The sequence below is a fragment of the Apibacter mensalis genome (genome assembly GCF_001418685.1).
Taxonomy (GTDB): Bacteria; Bacteroidota; Bacteroidia; order Flavobacteriales; family Weeksellaceae; genus Apibacter; species Apibacter mensalis.
This window is the reverse complement of the sequence record NZ_LIVM01000007.1, coordinates 89,808-109,136: the sequence shown is the minus strand read 5'-3', so window position 1 is coordinate 109,136 and position 19,329 is coordinate 89,808. Positions and strand designations below refer to the sequence as shown.

The following is a 19,329-nucleotide window of genomic DNA, read 5'->3' as shown; positions in this document are numbered from 1 at the left end:
AAATTATGTCTAGAGATTTAAAATATACACGTAATATAGGTATTGCTGCTCATATTGATGCAGGAAAAACAACTACAACGGAAAGAATTTTATTTTATACCGGAGTAAACCATAAAATCGGAGAAGTTCATGATGGAGCTTCAACGATGGACTGGATGGTTCAAGAAGCTGAAAGAGGAATTACCATTACTTCTGCAGCCACTACTTGTAATTGGAATTTCCCATTAACAGATGACGGTAAAAAACTACCGGATACACAATCTTACCACTTTAATATCATTGACACTCCGGGACACGTTGATTTTACCGTTGAAGTAAACCGCTCATTAAGGGTATTAGACGGCTTAGTTTTCTTATTTAGTGCTGTTGATGGTGTTGAACCTCAATCTGAAACTAACTGGAGACTTGCAGATAATTACAAAGTTCCAAGAATGGGATTTGTAAATAAGATGGATAGACAAGGTTCTGACTTCCTTAATGTATGCCGTCAGGTTAAAGAAATGTTAGGATCCAATGCTGTTCCTATTGTATTGCCTATCGGGTCAGAAGAAGATTTTAAAGGAGTAGTAGATTTAGTTAAAAACCGTGCTATCGTATGGCATAATGATAACTTCGGATCTACTTTTGATATTGTAGATATCCCAGAAGATATGAAAGATGAGGTAATGGAATATCGTCAAAACCTTATCGAAGCGGTAGCTGAATACGATGAAACTTTGATGGAAAAATTCTTTGACGATCCGGATTCCATTTCGGAAGAAGAAATTCATGAAGCACTTCGTAAAGCAACCATAGATATCAGCATTATACCGATGGTTTGCGGATCATCCTTCAAAAATAAAGGAGTTCAATTTATGTTAGATGCTGTTTGCCGTTATCTGCCATCTCCATTGGATAAAGAAGCTATTGAAGGTACAGACCCTAAAACGGATGAACCGATCGCTAGAAAACCGGATGCAAAAGAACCTTTTGCAGCATTAGCATTTAAAATTGCTACCGATCCTTATGTAGGTCGTTTAGCATTCTTTAGAGCTTATTCCGGTCATTTAGACGCCGGGTCTTATGTATTAAACACTCGATCCGGAGATAAAGAAAGAATTTCAAGAATCTATCAAATGCATGCCAATAAACAAAATCCTATCGAATATATCGAAGCCGGAGATATTGGTGCAGCGGTTGGATTTAAAGATATTAAAACAGGAGATACACTTTGTGATGAAAAATCTCCGATTATTTTGGAAAGTATGGTATTCCCGGATCCGGTTATCGGTATCGCTGTAGAACCAAAGACAAAAGCAGATGTTGATAAATTGGGTATGGCTTTATCTAAATTAGCTGAAGAAGATCCAACCTTCCAAGTAAAAACAGATGAAGCTTCAGGACAAACTGTAATTTCAGGGATGGGTGAGCTTCACCTTGATATCATTGTAGACCGTTTAAGAAGAGAATTCAAAGTTGAAGTAAATCAAGGACAACCTCAGGTTGAATATAAAGAAGCTTTAATGGGAGTTGCAGATCACAGAGAAGTGTACAAAAAACAAACCGGTGGTCGTGGTAAATTTGCTGATATTGTATTCCAAATCGGTCCTGCTGATGAGGGCAAAACCGGATTAGAATTTGTAAATGAAATCAAAGGTGGTAACATTCCTCGAGAATTTATACCATCGGTTGAAAAGGGTTTTAAAGAAGCTATGAAAAACGGTCCTTTAGCAGGATATGAAATTGACGGTATGAAAATAACTTTGAAAGACGGATCTTACCATGCGGTTGACTCCGATCAGTTATCTTTCGAATTGGCAGCTAAACTTGGTTTCAAAGAAGCAGCTAAGAAAGCAAAACCGGTTATTATGGAACCTATTATGAAACTGGAAGTATTAACTCCCGAAGAATATATGGGGGACATTGTAGGAGACTTAAACCGTCGTAGAGCAACAGTGAGTGGAATGGATGATAGAAATAATGCTAAAGTTATTAAAGCATTTGTTCCATTATCTGAAATGTTCGGATACGTAACTTCCTTAAGAACTTTATCTTCCGGACGTGCTACTTCAACTATGGAATTTGACCACTATGAAGCAGCTCCTCAGAATATAGCTGATGAAGTAATTGCTAAAGCTAAGGGTACAAACGTTTAATTTTTACAACAATGAGTCAAAAAATAAGAATAAAACTTAAATCTTACGATTATAATTTAGTTGATAAGTCAGCTGAAAAAATCGTAAAAACCGTGAAAGCAACCGGTGCTGTAGTTAATGGTCCTATTCCATTACCTACTCATAAGAGAATTTTTACTGTATTGCGTTCGCCACACGTTAACAAAAAATCTCGTGAACAATTCCAATTGAATTCTCATAAAAGATTAATGGATATTTACAGTTCTTCTTCTAAAACTGTTGATGCATTAATGAAATTAGAGCTTCCTAGCGGTGTCGAAGTGGAGATTAAAGTATAGTTTATAAACTTAAATTTTATATAAAAAACCTTCTGAAGTAAAATTCAGAAGGTTTTTATTTTTTATATTATACTAAAAAAGTGTATCAATCTTCAATTTTTACTATATTTATATAGTATTCAAAATATACATCAAAAATCTACTTTATTATTATATAAATTTTGGCATGAATTTAGCATTAGATAAATATACAAATACATCTATTATGAAAAATAATTTGGCTTATTTTTTTAAAAGCATATTGTTTGCAAATAAAAAAAGTAGATATGCTGAACATAATTTATTACTATCTTTACTTATAAATAAAGCTGGAACTAAACATTATTTATAATGAAAGCCTTATTAAACCGAATGTCTATTAATATAAAATTTTATATCGATACATGTTTTGATCCTTTCTCCATAAATAAAAAGATTTACTTATGTCGTAATTTTATTAAACACATCATGTTAGTTTTTCAATCCAAAAAAACTTTCTTAATATACAGAACCAACTTTCTAAGAGATTTTTTAAAATACTCAACTTGATATTTCCTGTAAATCTAGACAGATATTTAATTACATCGAATATTGTTTATAAATAAATGACTGCTTTATTATTAAGGTTTTTTATTGATATCTACTGCAGATGATGAAATATGATAATTGATAGATTCGATTAGATAAAATATGCTATGAATGAATTAGTACATTAGATAATGAAAGAATCAAAAATAAAAGACTAATTAAAATTATATTGAAAAAATTCACTTAACAAATTTGTAGATTCATTTAATTCAAATTCAACAACATGTTAATTTAATTCTATTTAGTGATGCAGGCTTTTTAAGCCTGCTTATTTTATATTTTTATTTTTATATTCTTCGAATTTCTGAAATAATTTTTCTTCTTTTTCTCTAGGCATTCTTCGATGAGGCTCGGTTACATGTGTGGGTAAAGTAGCAAACTCATGTATACTATCCACCATTTCAATGGAATCTACCAACAATTGCATTTCTAAATTCCAACTTTTATAGCACATCGAATGGAAAGTATCTTCAGAGGTTATTTCTACTTTTTTTTGAACAATTAAAAGACCGGAATCTGTATCCTTGTCTACATAATGAACCGTGACACCAATGGGCAAATTTTCATATACAGCCCATTTCAAAGCATCTAAACCACGAACATAGGGAAGATAACCCGGATGAGAATTTATGATTTTATGACGGTTAACTAAACTTTCAGGCAACAAACCTGCTCCGGCTATTACAATTGAATGATATGGAATTTCACTGAAACAGTCTTCCAACTCTCCTATTTCTTTATTTATATACTTATAGTTTAAATTCGCAGTCAATTGTTCATTTCCTATGTTAAGTAGTAATTCTGAAGGACGATGTTTAATAAGCGCACGTAATGGTTTTCTGTTAAGAAAAGGTATTGCATATGCATCCACCTGATCATACCCTTTTCCTTTTAAGCGCAATAATACTTCTTGTATTTTTCTTGTTGGCTGATCGTAACAAATAACAGCAATTTTTTTGGTCATAATTGATCTTTTAAAAATTAAAAATATAAAAAAGTAAAATTGTATAGAACAATAGTACTTTAGATTAACATAAACTATAAAAAATAATAAAATATAGGTTGAAAAATTCATTTAAAATTTAATGCTTATACACATTAAATACTATAAGATATACTTTATTTTATGTGTTAGTCTTGAAAAAGATCCACTACTACATATTCAGAATTAGTTCCTATTCTGAATCTTCCTCCCCAAATTCCAATTCCGGAACTTACATAAATATGTGTATTTCCTTTTTTAAGATAACCATGAGATTTTTCGAAAATAGAGTTGGCAATTAAAGAGATAGGCCAAACTTGTCCTTGATGTGTATGTCCTGAAAATTGCACATCTACTTGATTAAGCTCAGATTCTTCGAGATGATACGGTTGATGATCCAAGACTATTATAGGTTTGGAAGTGTCTAAATCTTTAATCAGTTCGCTAAGTGGTTTTCTTAATCCGTTAGTACGATCATCTCTTCCTACAATATAAACACCAGTATCAATTAAAACTGAAGAGTCTCTTAATAAATTAATTCCGGCACTTTTAATAAAATCAATACTGTCAGTAACTCCACTTAAATACTCATGATTTCCTAAGCAGCTGTAAATACCTAAACGAGATTTTATTTTTTTTAAATACTTTTCCAGCTCAAAATATCTTAAAGGTATAACATTAGTATCAATAATATCTCCGACAATAAGGACAAGATCCGGTTGTTCATTATTAATTTTATTAATCCAACAGATCAATTCTCTTTTTTGTATGGCATATCCAAGATGAAGATCGCTGATAACTATTATTTTTAAAGGATTAGTTAATTTTTTATGGATTGATAATTTTAAATGAATTCTTCTTTTATTCAAATAATTCCTATATCCATATATGCAAATGCAAACTACCAAGCATAAGATTAGTACTATGTTATATTTGCTTTTCAGTATATTTTCAGAAATAAAGTCCACATATCTATTTAATAAGTGTAATCCATCATATATAATAAAAAGAAAAACCAAATATATAAGGACTATCGGCCAACCTGTTGATACTTTATAAAAAAAGGTTGCCGGTACTATGGGTAATTTTTTTGATAAAAGTAAAAATAAAATGAAAGATAAAGGAAGAAAAAAAACCAAAAGGAAAAATATACCGGTTATGGGAAATGACAAACCGGATAATAAAGTATATAGATGATTGAAAACATAAAAGTTAGCTAAAAAATATAAAAAAATTGTGAGTGATAATAAAAAAAATTTTATCATAGGATCTTATTTACCTAATTTTTATAAGGATAGCTAATTCTCATAACAATAAAAAATTTAATATGTAATGATATATTGATTCGAATATATACTTTTTAATGCTGTATAGTTGATTCAAATATAGCAGTAATCATATGAAATTTAAAAATTTTGTCTTACTTGTTTTCTTTAAAGTACAATCTTTTATTACTGCTTTTGATATTCATTAAATACATATAAACTCACCTGGAAATCTGCTTAATTTCTTCTATAAATCTATCTGCTAATTGATCAGCTTCTTGTTGCGTATGAGCTTCAGTATATATACGGATAATAGGTTCTGTATTTGATTTTCTTAAATGTACCCAATTATCAGGAAAATCGATTTTCAAACCATCATAAGTTTTTATATCTTCATTTTTATATTTATCGGTTAATTTTTGTAATATCAAATCTGTATTAATTTCAGGACTTAAATCAATTTTTTTCTTTCCCATAAAATAGGAAGGATAGGTATTTCTAAGTTGTTTTACAGAAGTCTTCCTTTTAGCAAGATATGAAAGGAAAAGGGCTATTCCCACTAAAGAATCGCGCCCATAATGTAATTCAGGATATATAACACCCCCATTACCTTCACCTCCAATAAGTGCATTTGTATCTTTCATTTTTGAAACAACATTTACCTCCCCTACAGCTGATGCTTGGTATTCTTGATTATATTTTTCTGAAATATCACGCAAAGCTCGTGATGAGGATAAATTAGATACGGTAGTTGAAGGAGTAACACTTAAAACATAATCTGAAATTGCAACTAATGTATATTCTTCACCAAACATGGTTCCATCTTCACAAATAAAGGCCAATCGATCTACATCCGGATCTACCACTATACCTAAATCTGCTTTTTCTCTAGGAACTCTTTTCATAATTTCTCCTAAGTTAACTTCCAAAGGTTCCGGATTATGTGGAAATTGACCATTGGGTGTACAATACATTTCAATCACTTCAACATCCAATTTTTTCAGTAATGGCACTACTGATATACCTCCTGTTGAATTCACGGCATCTACCACGATCTTAAAACCGGCTTTTTTAATCAAGTCAACATCTACTAAAGGCAGATCTAAAATTTTATCTATATGGACTTCTATTGCATGATTTTCTTTTATATAAGATCCTAAACCATCCACTTCAACGAAATCAAAATTTTCAGTATCTGCTATATTTAATAATTCTTTGCCATCTTTATCGGATATAAATTCTCCTTTTGCATTCAATAGCTTTAATGCATTCCATTGCTTAGGATTATGACTGGCCGTTATAATAATTCCTCCGTCTGCATGTAAATAAGGGACCATAATTTCCACCGTTGGTGTCGTTGAAAGTCCTAAATCAATTACATCTATTCCTACACCCTGTAAGGTTGAAGAAACTAAATCTGATATTATTGGGCCTGAAATGCGAGCATCTCTCCCAAGTACTACTTTTATCTTTTCTTTATTAAGTTTACATTTCAACCAGGTCCCATAAGCCGAAGCAAATTTTACCGTATCTATCGGTGTTAGATTTTCTCCTATTTTACCTCCTATTGTCCCCCGAATTCCAGATATACTTTTAATTAACGACATATAAATTTTGTTTATATCTTATAATTATTTTGAATATTCTTCAATCTTACCTAAAATGAATTGTTTGGATAGATCACCTAAAAATCCTTCTTTTTTATTTCCTTTTTGGATTACAGTAACGGGTATACCACCAACTAAGTCCGGACTAATCGAACCGATATTTGTTTTCATTTCTTTTGGTGATATATTATATACGTTTTTCATTTTATTTTTTTGAACGAATAATTGCAATTTACTTTGGGTATCAGCTTCATCTATGCTTACAAAAATAAATTTAACTTTTTCATTTTTGTACTTTTCTTGAACATCTACAAAGTGCGGTATTTCCTTTACACAAGGAGGACACCAAGTTGCCCAATAATTGATAATATATAAAGTGTCACTCTTAGTATCCAACAAATTTTGAATTTTTGCAAAATCAGAATTTATAATTTTAATTTCCTGATTATTTATTTCCATTGCCGGATGATCTGCAGTATTAGCATGAGTGGTATTAGAACTCAACACTTTATTTTTATTATTTTCTTTACAGGAAAATAGTATAACAAGGGTGAATATTACTATATATATTTTTTTCATTTAACTAATTTTATTTACAAAAGTAATCATTTAATAGTTCAAATTTTTAATTTGTATAATCAATTACCTACTTTTAATAAAAAAATTATATCATTTTTACCTGTTTTTATAGTTATTTTTACTCATCATCGGTCATATGAAGGAATAATTACCCTCTATTTTTATAAATAACGAATACTTAAATCACTGTTTTTTATTATATTTGATAAAATTAAAAGTTTATGAAAAAAATTTTTTTTGTTTTATCAATTATTGCTTGTTTTTTGGTTTCATGCGATAAAGCTTCAAGCGGAAATAAAAATATTATCCCGGCCGATACAGAACAAAATCAAAATTCTCTTATTAAATCAAATGATTCTATAAATAATCCCCCGATTGTTATTGATTCTTTGAAAAATGAACCTTCTAAAGACTCTATTACGCAAAAAAATCTTTCAAAAGATTCATTACATTCCCCTGAAACCCATATAAAAAAGTTTAAAAAATAATTTGATTTATTCATACAATTCTTTAATAAACAATAAAGGCTTTAATATGTTATATAATAAATTTAATAGTATTTTTTTATCAATTCTACTTCTTATGTTTTCTTGTGGAGATGATAAAAGCTCTAAGTCTACAAACTCTTCTTCTGATGTCGGACAAACAACCGAAAGTTCTATTAAAAACAATAATCCGAAAGAAAAAGAGTCCGGTTTAAAAAAGGAATTGTTATGGACTGCTTATAAAACGCCCAACAAAATACCTGTTAACGGTAGTTTTAAAAATCTTTCTTTAACCAATACTAAAGAAGATAAACCTTTAGAAGAATCCTTGGAAGGAGCAAAATTTTATATAGATGGAACTACTGTTACTTCCGGAGATTCGTCCAGAGATGGAACATTAACTCTATTTTTCTTTAAAAGGTTGGCCTCTTCTGAAATTTACGGATCATTTGGAAAATTTGAAAATAATAAGGTCATGATCACCATAACTTTGAATGGAAAAACAATATCCAAAGAATTCTCGTATAAATTGGAAAAAAATATCATTACAATTCAAGGCTCTATTGATTTACTGAAAGACTTTGATTCTCAAAGGGCATTTACCAGTTTACATAGAGCCTGTTTTGATTTACATGAAGGTAAAACTTGGACTGAAGTCGATTTAACTGCAATTATATCAAAATAAAAATAATTATTTTCTTATACCGAGTTTATTTTTGATAACTAAAGTTTTAAAATGTGATAACTATACCTTAATTATATATAAAATTGGATATCTTTATATGAAATTATTTTCTTTTATTTTTTAGAGGCAACTATTAAACTGTCATAGGTGAAGAATAAAATCGATAAAAAATTATAATTCATCCAATTTAATATTCTGTTGAAATTCATTGATTTGATTATACTCAACGATATTTACTCAATGAAAAATCATTATTGGTAAGAAAAAATATGAATATTTCAATCAAAAAAGTTTGTGAAGTTGAAAAATGGGTTTATCTTTGCACCACTGAAGTTATAAAAAAATAAGTATTCAGAAGAGATCCGGTAGTTCAGTTGGTTAGAATACCTGCCTGTCACGCAGGTGGTCGCGGGTTCGAGTCCCGTCCGGATCGCTAAATAAGATAAATTTCTTTATTTATATAGTTGCGTAATGCAATCTACCCTGATCCGGTAGTTCAGTTGGTTAGAATACCTGCCTGTCACGCAGGTGGTCGCGGGTTCGAGTCCCGTCCGGATCGCTAAATGAAAAGATTCTTTGTTGACTAAAGATATTATATTCTTGTAGTCAATAAGAACGAGAAGAAAACTAATAACTTAATCTGCAATTTTCATTTAATTCGAATATTGGATTCAAATTATTAACTAAAGTACCTACCGTTCGATTTAGCTTCTCTCTTAAAATATTTAATTCGTGCATCTTATATCAAATTTTAAATCTCATAATTTATGTTATCTTATGTTATTTTTTATAAAATTACTTAATAAATTAACTAAAATATTCTATTTCTAAGGGCCTTGTATAATATTTTGAGTTAGAAAATGTGTCATTCTTAGTAAGAGACTCACAAGAATACATTTATTGATTGTATAGGTAACAAACTTTCTTGTGCGATGAATTTCTCACCTTCGAATACTATTTTTAGTATTACAAAATTTCTATTAAATAATGCAAAAAATAGTATATGTCGTGGTATCAGTTTCTGTTATCTTATTTGTTAGATCTATCAGATAACATGGTTGTAAAAAATTATTATATATATTTATTTATCTGGTCTCAACGCGCCATAAAAGTATGATGCCGTAGCACCGCCATCTACAAGAAAATCGGCTCCGGTTATAAACCCTGCCCTATCATTCATAAGTAGCTCTGCTACATTAGCGACTTCATCGGCTGTACCGGGACGCCCTGCCGGGCATTTCTCAAACATATTTTTATAGAAATCGCCCCTTGGACCATTAAATTCATCAATTGCCAAAGGCGTAACTATAATACCCGGAGAGATGGAATTAATACGTGCACCTTTTTCTCCCCATTTCACTGCTTCTGCCATTACCCTTTTTACGTTACAGCGTTTAGCTATTTGATAGGCATGCAAACTATCTTGTATATTTTGAGGTTGAAGAATATTGAGGTCCAGCAATTCATCTGTCGGTGTCATTGCTAACAACTCATCATCTTTAGCACTAAGGGCAGGCATGCGATGCCCCGACTGGCTGGAAATAGTTACCCCTACCCCTCCTTGTTTAATAACTTTGCCTATTTCTTCTAATAAAACGGCTGTACCGTACAAATCCACTTTTAAAATAACATCTATGGGAGCCTGACTAGGCGAAACTCCTGCTGCATTAATTAGCATGGATATATCTCCATATTTTTTAGCTGTTGCAATCAAATTTAAGATAGATTCTCGAGATGAAATATCTATCTCTAGGGAAAATGCATCAAATCCCGCATTTTTCATAATTTGTACTATGGTATTGGCATTTTCTATTTTCTTGTCGCCAACAATAATTTTTTTGCCATAACCCAATCTTCTTGCTATTGCCATTCCTATCTGACCGGCTCCTGTCAGAATCATTACATCTTTCATGTGAAATATTTTCTTTTTTTAGCTTTTATAATTTTTATTTTCCTCTAAAAAAATAATAATAAGGCCCTATACATAGCTTCTATCATTAATAATAATCACTAAAACCCCTTTACCTATATAATTGTCCTCTGTTATTTGTAGGACAATAAATCAAGCTTGTTGCAATATATAACAATATAGTGAAACAAGCTTTGAATAAATAGACTTAGCTTAGAAACGTGAATCATTTTGGTAAAAGAAAAAATGCCCTCCCTACATAAACGTATAGTCTTTATAGATTGGGCATATTTAATACATTTTTATATCTTCTATCTTTTTCGATTATTATTTTTTCAACGATGCCATATCTATAACAAAACGATATTTCACATCGCTTTTAAGCATTCGTTCATAGGCTGCATTAATATCCTGTATGTTAATAATTTCAATATCAGAAACGATATTGTGCTCTCCGCAAAAATCAAGAAGCTCCTGTGTTTCGGCAATTCCGCCTATAACGGAACCTGCAACCGATTTTCTTCCCATAATTAGAGGAACTGTATTCAACATCGGATTGAGATCACCTAAATAGCCTACTAATACCAATGTTCCGTTATAATTTAATGTCGTTACATAAGGATTTATATCATGAACGTAAGGTACAGTATCTATTATTAAGTCAAATTTACCTTTTACTGATTGCATTTGTTCTCCATCTGTGGATATTATAACATGATGGGCACCTAATTTTAGAGCATCTTGTTTTTTATTGGGAGTTCTGGAGAACAAAGTTACTTCAGCTCCTAAACCATGGGCCAGTTTGATTGCCATATGTCCTAAGCCTCCTAACCCTATCACAGCTACTTTACTACCCTTGGTTACACCCCAATGACGAAGAGGGGACCATGTGGTGATTCCGGCACAAAGTAATGGAGCCACAGCGGGCAAATCGAGATTCTTGGGTACTTTCAATACAAACTTTTCATCAACAATTATTCTTTCGGAATAACCTCCATAGGTAACTCCTCCAAGATATTTATCTGGGCCGTTATAGGTTAAAGTATGACCATTTCGACAGTATTGTTCATGTCCATGTTCACAACTGTCACACTGTCCGCATGAATCAACCATACAACCAACTGCTCCTATATCTCCTACTTTTAATTGGGTTACTTGATTACCAATTTTAGTGATTCGTCCAACAATCTCATGTCCCGGAACTACGGGATAAATAGTGCCGCCCCAATCGTTGCGAGCTGAGTGTAAATCACTATGGCAAACTCCACAATAAAGTATTTCTATCTCAACATCTGTGGGAGTAACTTCACGTCGTTGGATATTCATTTCTTTCAATGGTGCTTGTGCAGATTCTGCTCCAAATGCTTTCGAATTTTTTGTTTGCATGTCTTTATTATTTATATTTAATTATATTATTAGAATTTTTATTTTAAGGTGTTCATATCTATTCCATATCGGAATTTAACTTTACCATCCAGAATATTTTGATAAGCTTCATCTATAAGTTTTCCTTCAGCATTAATTTTTTGTACTTGCGAATAAATATTATTTTTTACTGAATAATCAATCATTTCTTGCGTTTCTTTAATTCCTCCAATTTGTGAACCAAATATTTTGCGATTACCATGCCAAATAAACTTGTCAAGACTAATGGTCGGCATAGTGGCAAAAGCAGGTAAACCTACTATTACCATTTGACCGTCATATTTTAACATTTTTAAATACATATTCATATCATAATGGGTAGGTATAGTGCTAAGTATAAAATCAAACGAATTGTTCAAATTTTTCATATCTTCGATATTGTTTACATTTACATAACGTTATACTCCCATTTTATGAGTGTCTTCGCGTTTGTCTTCCGTAATATTAAACACGGTAACCTCTACTTCAAGTGCAACGGCATATTCCACGGCCATATGCCCCAGACCTCCCAATCCTGCAATTCCTACTTTATCTCCTTTTTTTACTCCTGCATATTTAATTGGCGAATAGGTTGTAATCCCTGCGTAAAGTAAGGGAGCTACCTTTTCCATTGGTGCATGGGAAGGTATTTTAATAGCAAAGTCTTCAGTCACTACATAATCTTTGGAATAACCTCCTTAAGTATGTTCATTGTCGTTATATTAGTCAATACCGTGATAGGTCATGATAGGATCCTGTTCGCAATTTACTAGTATAACCCTACTATATTAAGCTAGATATATAAAATTACTAGCTATTTTATTACAAACCTGTTCTTTTCTCAAGCTCTTCCGGATACCGTTCTCCTTCTATTTTAATTTTAGCCAGCGCTGAGTTTATTTCTTGTAAGTTATCAGCGCTTAATTGAATTTCTGCTGCTTGGTTATTTTCTTTCATGCGATTCTATTTAGTGGTACCCGATATAGGTACAATCCATGGTTTTTGAGCTAACAACCAAGCTAACGAAATTTGTGCGGGGGTTACATTCTTTTCTTGCTCAAATTTTTCCAATAACTTTATAAGTTTCTGATTAACCTCAAGGTTTTTTGTAGTGAGACGAGGTACTATAACTACGAAAATCTCCCTTTTCAAAAGTTACACCTTTATTAATTTTACCCGTTAAAAATCCTTTTCCTAATGGACTGAATGGAACAAGTGCAATACCTAATTATTTCAACACAGGAATAAGTTGATCCTCCGGTCGTCTCCACCATAAGGAGTATTCGCTTTCAACTGCGGTTACCGGTTGAACGGCATGTGCTTGTCTAATGGTTTCCACTCCGGCTTCAGACAATCGCCGTATCAAAAAATGTAATACCTTTATCAAAAGGTGTACGAACTATTTTTATAGGTTCATCTATATCAGTAGCTTCTCCTGTACCAAAACTTAGTTTCATACATCCCATGCCTGAGGTAGACACTTTCATATTTCATAACGTTCTCTTTTTCATTATTATTTTTAAGGTATAATTTTTACTTTATCTAGTACAAAGATAAAGAGGTATCCGATTAATCAATTTGCTTGAGCGGCTCAAAAAATTAGCCTGTAAGGTTCAATTCTTTTGGGTAGGAGAATAACCGAAAGTTTCTTTATAGGCCCTTGAGAAGTGAGAAAGGTCTTTAAATCCAACTTCGAGATATACATCCGAAACTTTTTTACCTTCAATCATGATTTTTTCGCGTGCTACTTGAAGTCGTTTTTGCATTAACCATTTATGTGGCGATAAGGGACTTATCTTCTTAAAATCTCGTTTGAATGAAGCAAGACTTCGCCCCGTAAAATGAGCAATTTCTTCCAAGGAAAGATTATACATATAATTTCCATTCATGAATTCCATGATATCTATTTTCCATGGTTCGTTGAAATCAAATAACGAGGAGTAAAATTTCTTGTCGATTTTCAATAACGAATAGAGTCCTTCCATTTGCTTTAGCTTCATTATATCATCTTGTGGTTTTATAGATGAATTAAAATAGGGCGTAAGAGATAAAAACAGACTTTCTATGGATGGTACTTTGGGTAACTTAACAATACTGGATTCAAATCGTTCGACATTTAAGGGTATTTCTTGTTTATTTAGTTTCTGAAATACTTCTTTCAAAAAATTTCGTTTAAATATCATAAAAATACTTTTAAACCATTCTCCGTCTTTGGGTAATTTTGTCATCTTTACACGGTTATCTTTTCGTAAAAAGATACATTCACCGGCTCCAATAGCTGTTTGTACTCCATTTTCTTCTAATATATATTCTCCTGAATAAATATATACCAACGAATGATTCCGTACCATTTTAGTACAGACGGATTCGGTATTCAGGTAATAACTAAAGAATATATCTGAATATGCAAAAATTAACGCTTCAATTTGTCCCATATTTAATTATATTATATCTTAATTTTAAAATCTTATGAGGTCTGTTTTAGTCTTATAATTATAGTTTTTACTGTTTAAAAATAAACGTCTCATTTTGAAAAATGTAATCTCAATTAGGTTTATCGCATGAAAAAATTTTGGCTCAGGAATATGAATTTTATGTAAGATTATAGTAACTGTAATTGCTTATAATGTTAATCATTATTCTTTTCATCATCTATTTTAAAATAATAGGTTCCAAAATATAGGTAGGGTAAATTCACTGTTTTATTCATCTATGACAAATAGTAAATAATATTTCCTACATGCAGGTTTTTTATCAAATATTTGGTGATATGGTTATTATTAATGTCATATTGAGATATAACTTAATTAGGGCAGCTATATTTTTTACTTTTGAATTAAATTAATTGTTATATCATTATTCGGGTTAATTCAACTTTATTCTATAGTTGTTTAAATTACCTCACGGAACCATTTTTTATTTAAAATAAAAAGCAAATTATGAAATTTGCTTTTTATATTTACGACGTGGCAATGTGGGATATACATTTTCTTTTTCGATAAAAATATATTGAAACTCCATTTACATGTTAAATAAAGTTTAGTTTACTACTTAATTAGTTTTCTAACGGCAGGAATCCATAATTTTTGGAATAGTAAATCATTTCTTCGGCAAATGATTCCGGATAGGTAACCTCAACATCGGTTATTTCTCCTTGTTCATTGGTTTTAGGAACTAAAATGGGATTAATAAAGCCTTTATAAGCTGCTGTATTAAATTTAGAATTTCTTCTTAAAACTTCTTCATGCAATTCTTTATCCACTTTTACTCCATAGGTTTCTACTAAATTCTTTGCAGCATTGTAATCTCCTTCAGATTTAATTCTTTGAGTTTCTTTTAGCAGTTCTCCAAATAAACGGTGAAGTTTTTCGTAATCATTAATTTTAAAATAGGTTTTACCATCTTTAACCACTTTTTCAATTACGTTCTCTTTTTTGCCCCTCTCATAAGCCCAAGCACTTACCCATTGACGGTTTCTCATATGCGCTTCTTCTAAATCTCTTCCTGGTTCAATTCGAACCAACTGTGTCATTAATCCATTGCGTATATAATCATTATAGGCTGTCATACCTACTTTCTTCCAATCGTCCACTAATCCTAGCTTTTGAAGTTCAGGATCATATAAGTAATATAAACCCACTAAATCGGCTCTTCCCTCCTCCATGGTAGATGCATAACTTTTCAAGGTTTCTTTGGGTGTTCCAACTCCTTTATTAATTTGACCTGAGGCATGTCCTACTACTTCATGTAAGGCTGTGTGAAGTTTATCTGCTAATTCTCCGTATTTTTCCGTTAATTCTATTTCCTCTTTGCTGTAAGCAAATTCTTTTAGCTTTTCACTTCCTCCTGCCAAATTATAAGCATCTATAATATTACCTAAGGAAACTGATTTAGAACCATATTCCGCACGTATCCAATCTGCATTAGGTAAATTTACTCCAATAGGTGTGCCAGGTGAAGAATCTCCGGCTTCAGAAGCTACATTAACTGTCTTGTAAGTAATTCCTACTACATTTTTCTTTTTATGTTCCGGCATTAGAGGAGAATGATCTTCAAACCATTGTGCATTTTTGGATATTACTTCCATTTTCGAAGACATATCAAAATCTTTAATCTGAACAATATTCTCATAGGAACCTTTGTGCCCCAGGGGATCATTATACACTTCTACAAATCCGTTTATATAATCTATATTTCCTTTAGTAGCTTGTAGCCATGCTATGTTATAATCGTCCCATGTTTTTAAATCTCCTGTTTTATAATATTCTATTAAAAGTTTAAGAGCATTTGCCTGTTCTTTATTCTCTGCAACTGTCACTGCCTTATCCAACCAAAAAATAATTTGGTCTATGGCTGTCCCATACATTCCTCCGCTTTTCCATATTTTTTCTTCCAATGCCCCCTTGCTGTTTTTAACTAATTTAGAATTTAAACCAAAAGATAAGGGCCGGGAAATATCAGGACTTTTTTTAGCTGCATAGTATTTTTCAACTTCTTTTTCAGTAATTCCATCTCCATAAAAATTTACGGCAGATCCGGAAATTAATCCTTTAGATTCATCCAAGTTTACCTTTTTGGAATCTTTTTCATTAAATAAAATAGAAACAATTGATGGATTTAATGAAGTTTGTGTTTCCTTAAGTAATTCTTCCAAATATTCTTGTGTAAATTCAGGCTTTATTTTATCGTTGGAATAATGGTGATGTATACCATTTGAAAACCAAACTCTTTTCAAATATGCTTCAAAATTATTCCAATTTTTTGAGGTTTTATCTCCTTTATAATTTTGGTATATAGTTTCAAGTGCTTTTCTTATCTTTAAGTTGTATTTATAGTTCTGATCCCAAATAATATCCCTTCCAGCCAATCCGGCTTGAGAGAGGAAATAAACCAATTTTTTTTCATTTAAAGACAGTTTATCCCATTCAGGTATTTTATATCTTAAAACTTCTATATCGGCAAAACGATCTACTTTATAACTAAAGTTATCTCTATTAATTTTTTGGGCTTGTTCTGAATGTTTCGAATCACAAGACCCCAAAATTACTGAGGCAGCAAGGATGCCTGCAACGATATTAATTTTCATCTTTATAATGTTTATATATTTATAGCGTTAACAAAGATAAAAAACTATATGAAACAGTAGATATCGTTCCAAAAATTATTATAAAAAGGATTTCTGAACTTTTTAATTAGAAAAAATAACAATTAATATAAATTATTACTATTTATAGCAATATATTAATAAAATTGATATAAAAATACACATAAAAAGAACGTCTATATACCCAAGAACTAAGAAATTTAAACAGTTTTATAATTTAATCTTTTATTTAAAACAAGATTAAATTTACTAAACAGATAACCGGATAAATTAACATCATACCGGCATTTTATTTTAAATAAATAAACTTTATACCATTCTACACCCTGTTGATGACTATAAATGTATATTATTTACTAAAGTTAAATTAAGAATCTTAATTTTAAATAATCTCTTATTTTTGTACTTATTAATGTGGCATGAAAATTACATTACTATCAATTGGCAAAACCAATTCTAAAGAACTGGTAATTCTAATGGAAGATTTAGAAAAACGCTTACCAACCTTTATAAAATTTGAAAGAAAAGAATTACCGGATGTAAAAAATTCTAAAAATTTATCCGAAAATGAGTTGAAAAATGCTGAAGCAGAATGCATTATTCACCATTTGGCTTCAGGTGATACTCTCATAATTTTAGATGAAAAAGGTAAAGAGTATACTTCGACTGAATTTTCATGTTTTCTAGAAAAGCAAATGAATAATTCTGTTAAGCATTTAGTTTTTTGTATTGGAGGGGCTTATGGATTTTCTGATAAAATTTATAGTCTTAATCCTCTAAAATTGGCTTTATCCAAGATGACATTCACTCATCAAATGGTGCGTTTGTTTTTTATTGAACAATTATATCGCGCCTTTAGTATTTTACAAGGAAAACCTTATCATAATGAATAATTATCTTAAATTAAAATGGTACGACATAATTTTATTAATTATATTGTTTTTTCTCGGAGCTTTATTACTTAATCCATTAATTTCATTTCTGGCTAAAAAATTAAATATTACCCCTTACGTATTTACACCAATTATCACAATTGGAAGTTATCTATTAGTCTATATAACATATTATTTTATTGTTCTAAAACCTAGAAAGGAAAATTTTAGAATCAGTTATTCTTTAAAAAATATTAGACTATTTCCAATTGCCCTATTACTATTTTTCGGTCAATATTTAGTTTCCGAATTTTTAACAGGTTTAATTCCTACACAAGGAGGCATATTAGAGAAAATGTATAAGACAATGTCATATGCCTTATTGGGTAATGCGAGTCATTATCCTGTTATAACTTTTATATCGGTATGTATCGTTGCACCGATTTTTGAAGAATTATTTTTCAGAGGATTTATTTTAAAGGGGATGCTTAATAATCAAATTAAGCCACAAAAAGCAATTTTAATTTCTGCTTTAATTTTCGGGGGAATACATATATTCCCATGGCAAGTGATCGGTGGAATTTTAGCCGGCATAGTCTTAGGAATAACTTTTTACAAAACGGGTTCTCTTCTAACCTGTACCATACTTCATTGCATGAATAACTCTATAGGCTTTTTATTTTTTATACGATATAAATCGTTAGAATCTCCCGACTTAGGTTTTAGTGATTGTACTCTGTTTATGGTAGGAATTATTATAATAGCTATATTTGGAAGCATTTATATGAAATTAACCAAAAATCAATCATGGAAATCCTATTAGCAACGCAAAACGAACATAAAAAAGCTGAAATAATTGAAATTCTTCCCGATAATTTTCAACTTAAAACCTTGGCTGATTATAATTTTGAAGGAGTTATAGAAGAAACAGGGTCAACTTTCCGTGAAAATGCATTTATTAAATCTAAATTCGGATATGATTTAACCCATATACCTTGTTTTGCTGATGACAGCGGGTTGGTAATTGAAGCACTGAATGGAGAACCGGGAATTTATTCTGCCCGTTATGCCGGTACAGGATCTTTTGACGATAATATTTTCAAAGTGCTAAAAAAAATGAAAAATTGTTCCCATAGAAAAGCTTATTTTATTAGCGTTATTTGCTTGGTAACTAAGGAAGAAGTTAAATATTTTGAAGGTAAAATTTTTGGAACTATATCTACTCAAATCAAAGGAGCACATGGATTCGGATATGATCCGATCTTTATTCCCGATGGCTATTTAAAAAGTTTTGCAGAATTTTCTTCTAAAGAAAAAAATATGATAAGTCATAGGTCTATAGCTTTAAAAAAGTTTACTAACTTTTTAAAACAATATTAGCAAATTTCAATATCCATATGTAAAGATTATTGTTTATT

General features: G+C 30.9%; 21 protein-coding genes and 2 tRNA genes. 9 read left to right on the top strand and 14 right to left on the bottom strand.

From position 1 onward, the window contains the following. Window positions 1–5 precede the first annotated feature (5 nt). The gene (gene fusA, locus ASC36_RS06475; protein ID WP_055425680.1) at window positions 6–2,135 is read left to right on the top strand and encodes an elongation factor G; all 2,130 of its coding nucleotides are present in this window, start codon (window positions 6–8) and stop codon (window positions 2,133–2,135) included. Window positions 2,136–2,146: 11 nt separating this feature from the next. Beyond that, window positions 2,147–2,452: a 30S ribosomal protein S10 gene (gene rpsJ, locus ASC36_RS06470; protein ID WP_055425679.1), complete on the top strand. Its 306-nt coding sequence runs from the start codon at window positions 2,147–2,149 to the stop codon at window positions 2,450–2,452. Window positions 2,453–3,287: 835 nt separating this feature from the next. Here rpsJ and ASC36_RS06465 read toward each other — a convergent pair. The 4 genes from ASC36_RS06465 to ASC36_RS06450 all read right to left on the bottom strand — a co-directional run bounded on the left by ASC36_RS06465 (window position 3,288) and on the right by ASC36_RS06450 (window position 7,452). Next, on the bottom strand, window positions 3,288–3,983 hold the full coding sequence (locus ASC36_RS06465; protein ID WP_055425678.1) for a formyltransferase family protein: 696 nt from the start codon (window positions 3,981–3,983) through the stop codon (window positions 3,288–3,290). 167 nt (window positions 3,984–4,150) lie between these two features. Next, the gene (locus tag ASC36_RS10800) at window positions 4,151–4,870 is read right to left on the bottom strand and encodes a metallophosphoesterase (protein ID WP_055425677.1); all 720 of its coding nucleotides are present in this window, start codon (window positions 4,868–4,870) and stop codon (window positions 4,151–4,153) included. A gap of 617 nt (window positions 4,871–5,487) precedes the next feature. Beyond that, on the bottom strand, window positions 5,488–6,873 hold the full coding sequence (gene glmM / locus ASC36_RS06455; RefSeq protein ID WP_055425676.1) for a phosphoglucosamine mutase: 1,386 nt from the start codon (window positions 6,871–6,873) through the stop codon (window positions 5,488–5,490). A 24-nt stretch (window positions 6,874–6,897) separates the two neighbouring features. Continuing rightward, window positions 6,898–7,452: a TlpA family protein disulfide reductase gene (locus tag ASC36_RS06450; RefSeq protein ID WP_055425675.1), complete on the bottom strand. Its 555-nt coding sequence runs from the start codon at window positions 7,450–7,452 to the stop codon at window positions 6,898–6,900. Between the two features lie 221 nt (window positions 7,453–7,673). Between ASC36_RS06450 and ASC36_RS06445 the strand changes: the two genes are divergently transcribed. The 4 genes from ASC36_RS06445 to ASC36_RS06430 all read left to right on the top strand — a co-directional run bounded on the left by ASC36_RS06445 (window position 7,674) and on the right by ASC36_RS06430 (window position 9,181). Then, complete coding sequence (locus tag ASC36_RS06445; protein WP_055425674.1) at window positions 7,674–7,940, top strand: hypothetical protein; 267 nt, start codon at window positions 7,674–7,676, stop codon at window positions 7,938–7,940. A 94-nt stretch (window positions 7,941–8,034) separates the two neighbouring features. After that, window positions 8,035–8,622, top strand: a complete 588-nt coding sequence (locus tag ASC36_RS06440; protein WP_055425673.1) for a hypothetical protein — start codon at window positions 8,035–8,037, stop codon at window positions 8,620–8,622. 359 nt (window positions 8,623–8,981) lie between these two features. Next, window positions 8,982–9,055: transfer RNA gene (locus ASC36_RS06435), tRNA-Asp, on the top strand. 52 nt (window positions 9,056–9,107) lie between these two features. Further along, window positions 9,108–9,181: transfer RNA gene (locus ASC36_RS06430), tRNA-Asp, on the top strand. Window positions 9,182–9,703: 522 nt separating this feature from the next. Here the strand turns inward: ASC36_RS06430 and ASC36_RS06425 are convergent. The 10 genes from ASC36_RS06425 to ASC36_RS06395 form a co-directional block, all read right to left on the bottom strand. Further along, on the bottom strand, window positions 9,704–10,534 hold the full coding sequence (locus tag ASC36_RS06425) for an SDR family oxidoreductase (protein ID WP_055425672.1): 831 nt from the start codon (window positions 10,532–10,534) through the stop codon (window positions 9,704–9,706). Between the two features lie 324 nt (window positions 10,535–10,858). Continuing rightward, the gene (locus ASC36_RS06420; protein ID WP_055425671.1) at window positions 10,859–11,917 is read right to left on the bottom strand and encodes an NAD(P)-dependent alcohol dehydrogenase; all 1,059 of its coding nucleotides are present in this window, start codon (window positions 11,915–11,917) and stop codon (window positions 10,859–10,861) included. 38 nt (window positions 11,918–11,955) lie between these two features. After that, window positions 11,956–12,324 carry a zinc-binding dehydrogenase gene (locus tag ASC36_RS10910; protein WP_073961224.1) on the bottom strand — a complete coding sequence of 123 codons (369 nt, stop codon included), beginning with the start codon at window positions 12,322–12,324 and terminating at the stop codon, window positions 11,956–11,958. Between the two features lie 30 nt (window positions 12,325–12,354). Beyond that, complete coding sequence (locus tag ASC36_RS10905) at window positions 12,355–12,609, bottom strand: MDR/zinc-dependent alcohol dehydrogenase-like family protein (protein WP_176696537.1); 255 nt, start codon at window positions 12,607–12,609, stop codon at window positions 12,355–12,357. A 148-nt stretch (window positions 12,610–12,757) separates the two neighbouring features. Beyond that, window positions 12,758–12,892: a hypothetical protein gene (locus tag ASC36_RS11080; RefSeq protein ID WP_260182347.1), complete on the bottom strand. Its 135-nt coding sequence runs from the start codon at window positions 12,890–12,892 to the stop codon at window positions 12,758–12,760. A 6-nt stretch (window positions 12,893–12,898) separates the two neighbouring features. After that, the gene (locus tag ASC36_RS11075; protein ID WP_055425668.1) at window positions 12,899–13,087 is read right to left on the bottom strand and encodes an aldo/keto reductase; all 189 of its coding nucleotides are present in this window, start codon (window positions 13,085–13,087) and stop codon (window positions 12,899–12,901) included. Window positions 13,088–13,163: 76 nt separating this feature from the next. Then, complete coding sequence (locus tag ASC36_RS11070) at window positions 13,164–13,289, bottom strand: hypothetical protein (RefSeq protein ID WP_260182346.1); 126 nt, start codon at window positions 13,287–13,289, stop codon at window positions 13,164–13,166. Beyond that, on the bottom strand, window positions 13,282–13,422 hold the full coding sequence (locus ASC36_RS11065; RefSeq protein WP_167336873.1) for a hypothetical protein: 141 nt from the start codon (window positions 13,420–13,422) through the stop codon (window positions 13,282–13,284). Before ASC36_RS11065 ends, ASC36_RS11070 begins: the two co-directional genes overlap by 8 nt. A gap of 126 nt (window positions 13,423–13,548) precedes the next feature. Further along, window positions 13,549–14,370, bottom strand: coding sequence for a helix-turn-helix domain-containing protein (locus tag ASC36_RS06400; protein WP_055425667.1), 822 nt, complete (start codon window positions 14,368–14,370; stop codon window positions 13,549–13,551). A gap of 620 nt (window positions 14,371–14,990) precedes the next feature. Further along, complete coding sequence (locus ASC36_RS06395) at window positions 14,991–17,021, bottom strand: dipeptidyl-peptidase 3 family protein (RefSeq protein ID WP_055425666.1); 2,031 nt, start codon at window positions 17,019–17,021, stop codon at window positions 14,991–14,993. 437 nt (window positions 17,022–17,458) lie between these two features. Here ASC36_RS06395 and rlmH point away from each other — a divergent pair, with 437 nt between their 5' ends. The 3 genes from rlmH to rdgB are packed head-to-tail and all read left to right on the top strand — an operon-like array spanning window position 17,459 to window position 19,291. Then, entirely contained in the window at window positions 17,459–17,932 is a 474-nt protein-coding gene (gene rlmH / locus ASC36_RS06390) for a 23S rRNA (pseudouridine(1915)-N(3))-methyltransferase RlmH (RefSeq protein ID WP_055425665.1), read from the top strand. Continuing rightward, window positions 17,925–18,734 carry a CPBP family intramembrane glutamic endopeptidase gene (locus tag ASC36_RS06385; RefSeq protein WP_055425664.1) on the top strand — a complete coding sequence of 270 codons (810 nt, stop codon included), beginning with the start codon at window positions 17,925–17,927 and terminating at the stop codon, window positions 18,732–18,734. The genes rlmH and ASC36_RS06385 overlap by 8 nt, the downstream gene beginning before the upstream one ends. Next, the gene (gene rdgB / locus ASC36_RS06380; protein WP_055425663.1) at window positions 18,719–19,291 is read left to right on the top strand and encodes an RdgB/HAM1 family non-canonical purine NTP pyrophosphatase; all 573 of its coding nucleotides are present in this window, start codon (window positions 18,719–18,721) and stop codon (window positions 19,289–19,291) included. The genes ASC36_RS06385 and rdgB overlap by 16 nt, the downstream gene beginning before the upstream one ends. The last annotated feature ends 38 nt before the right edge of the window (window positions 19,292–19,329 follow it).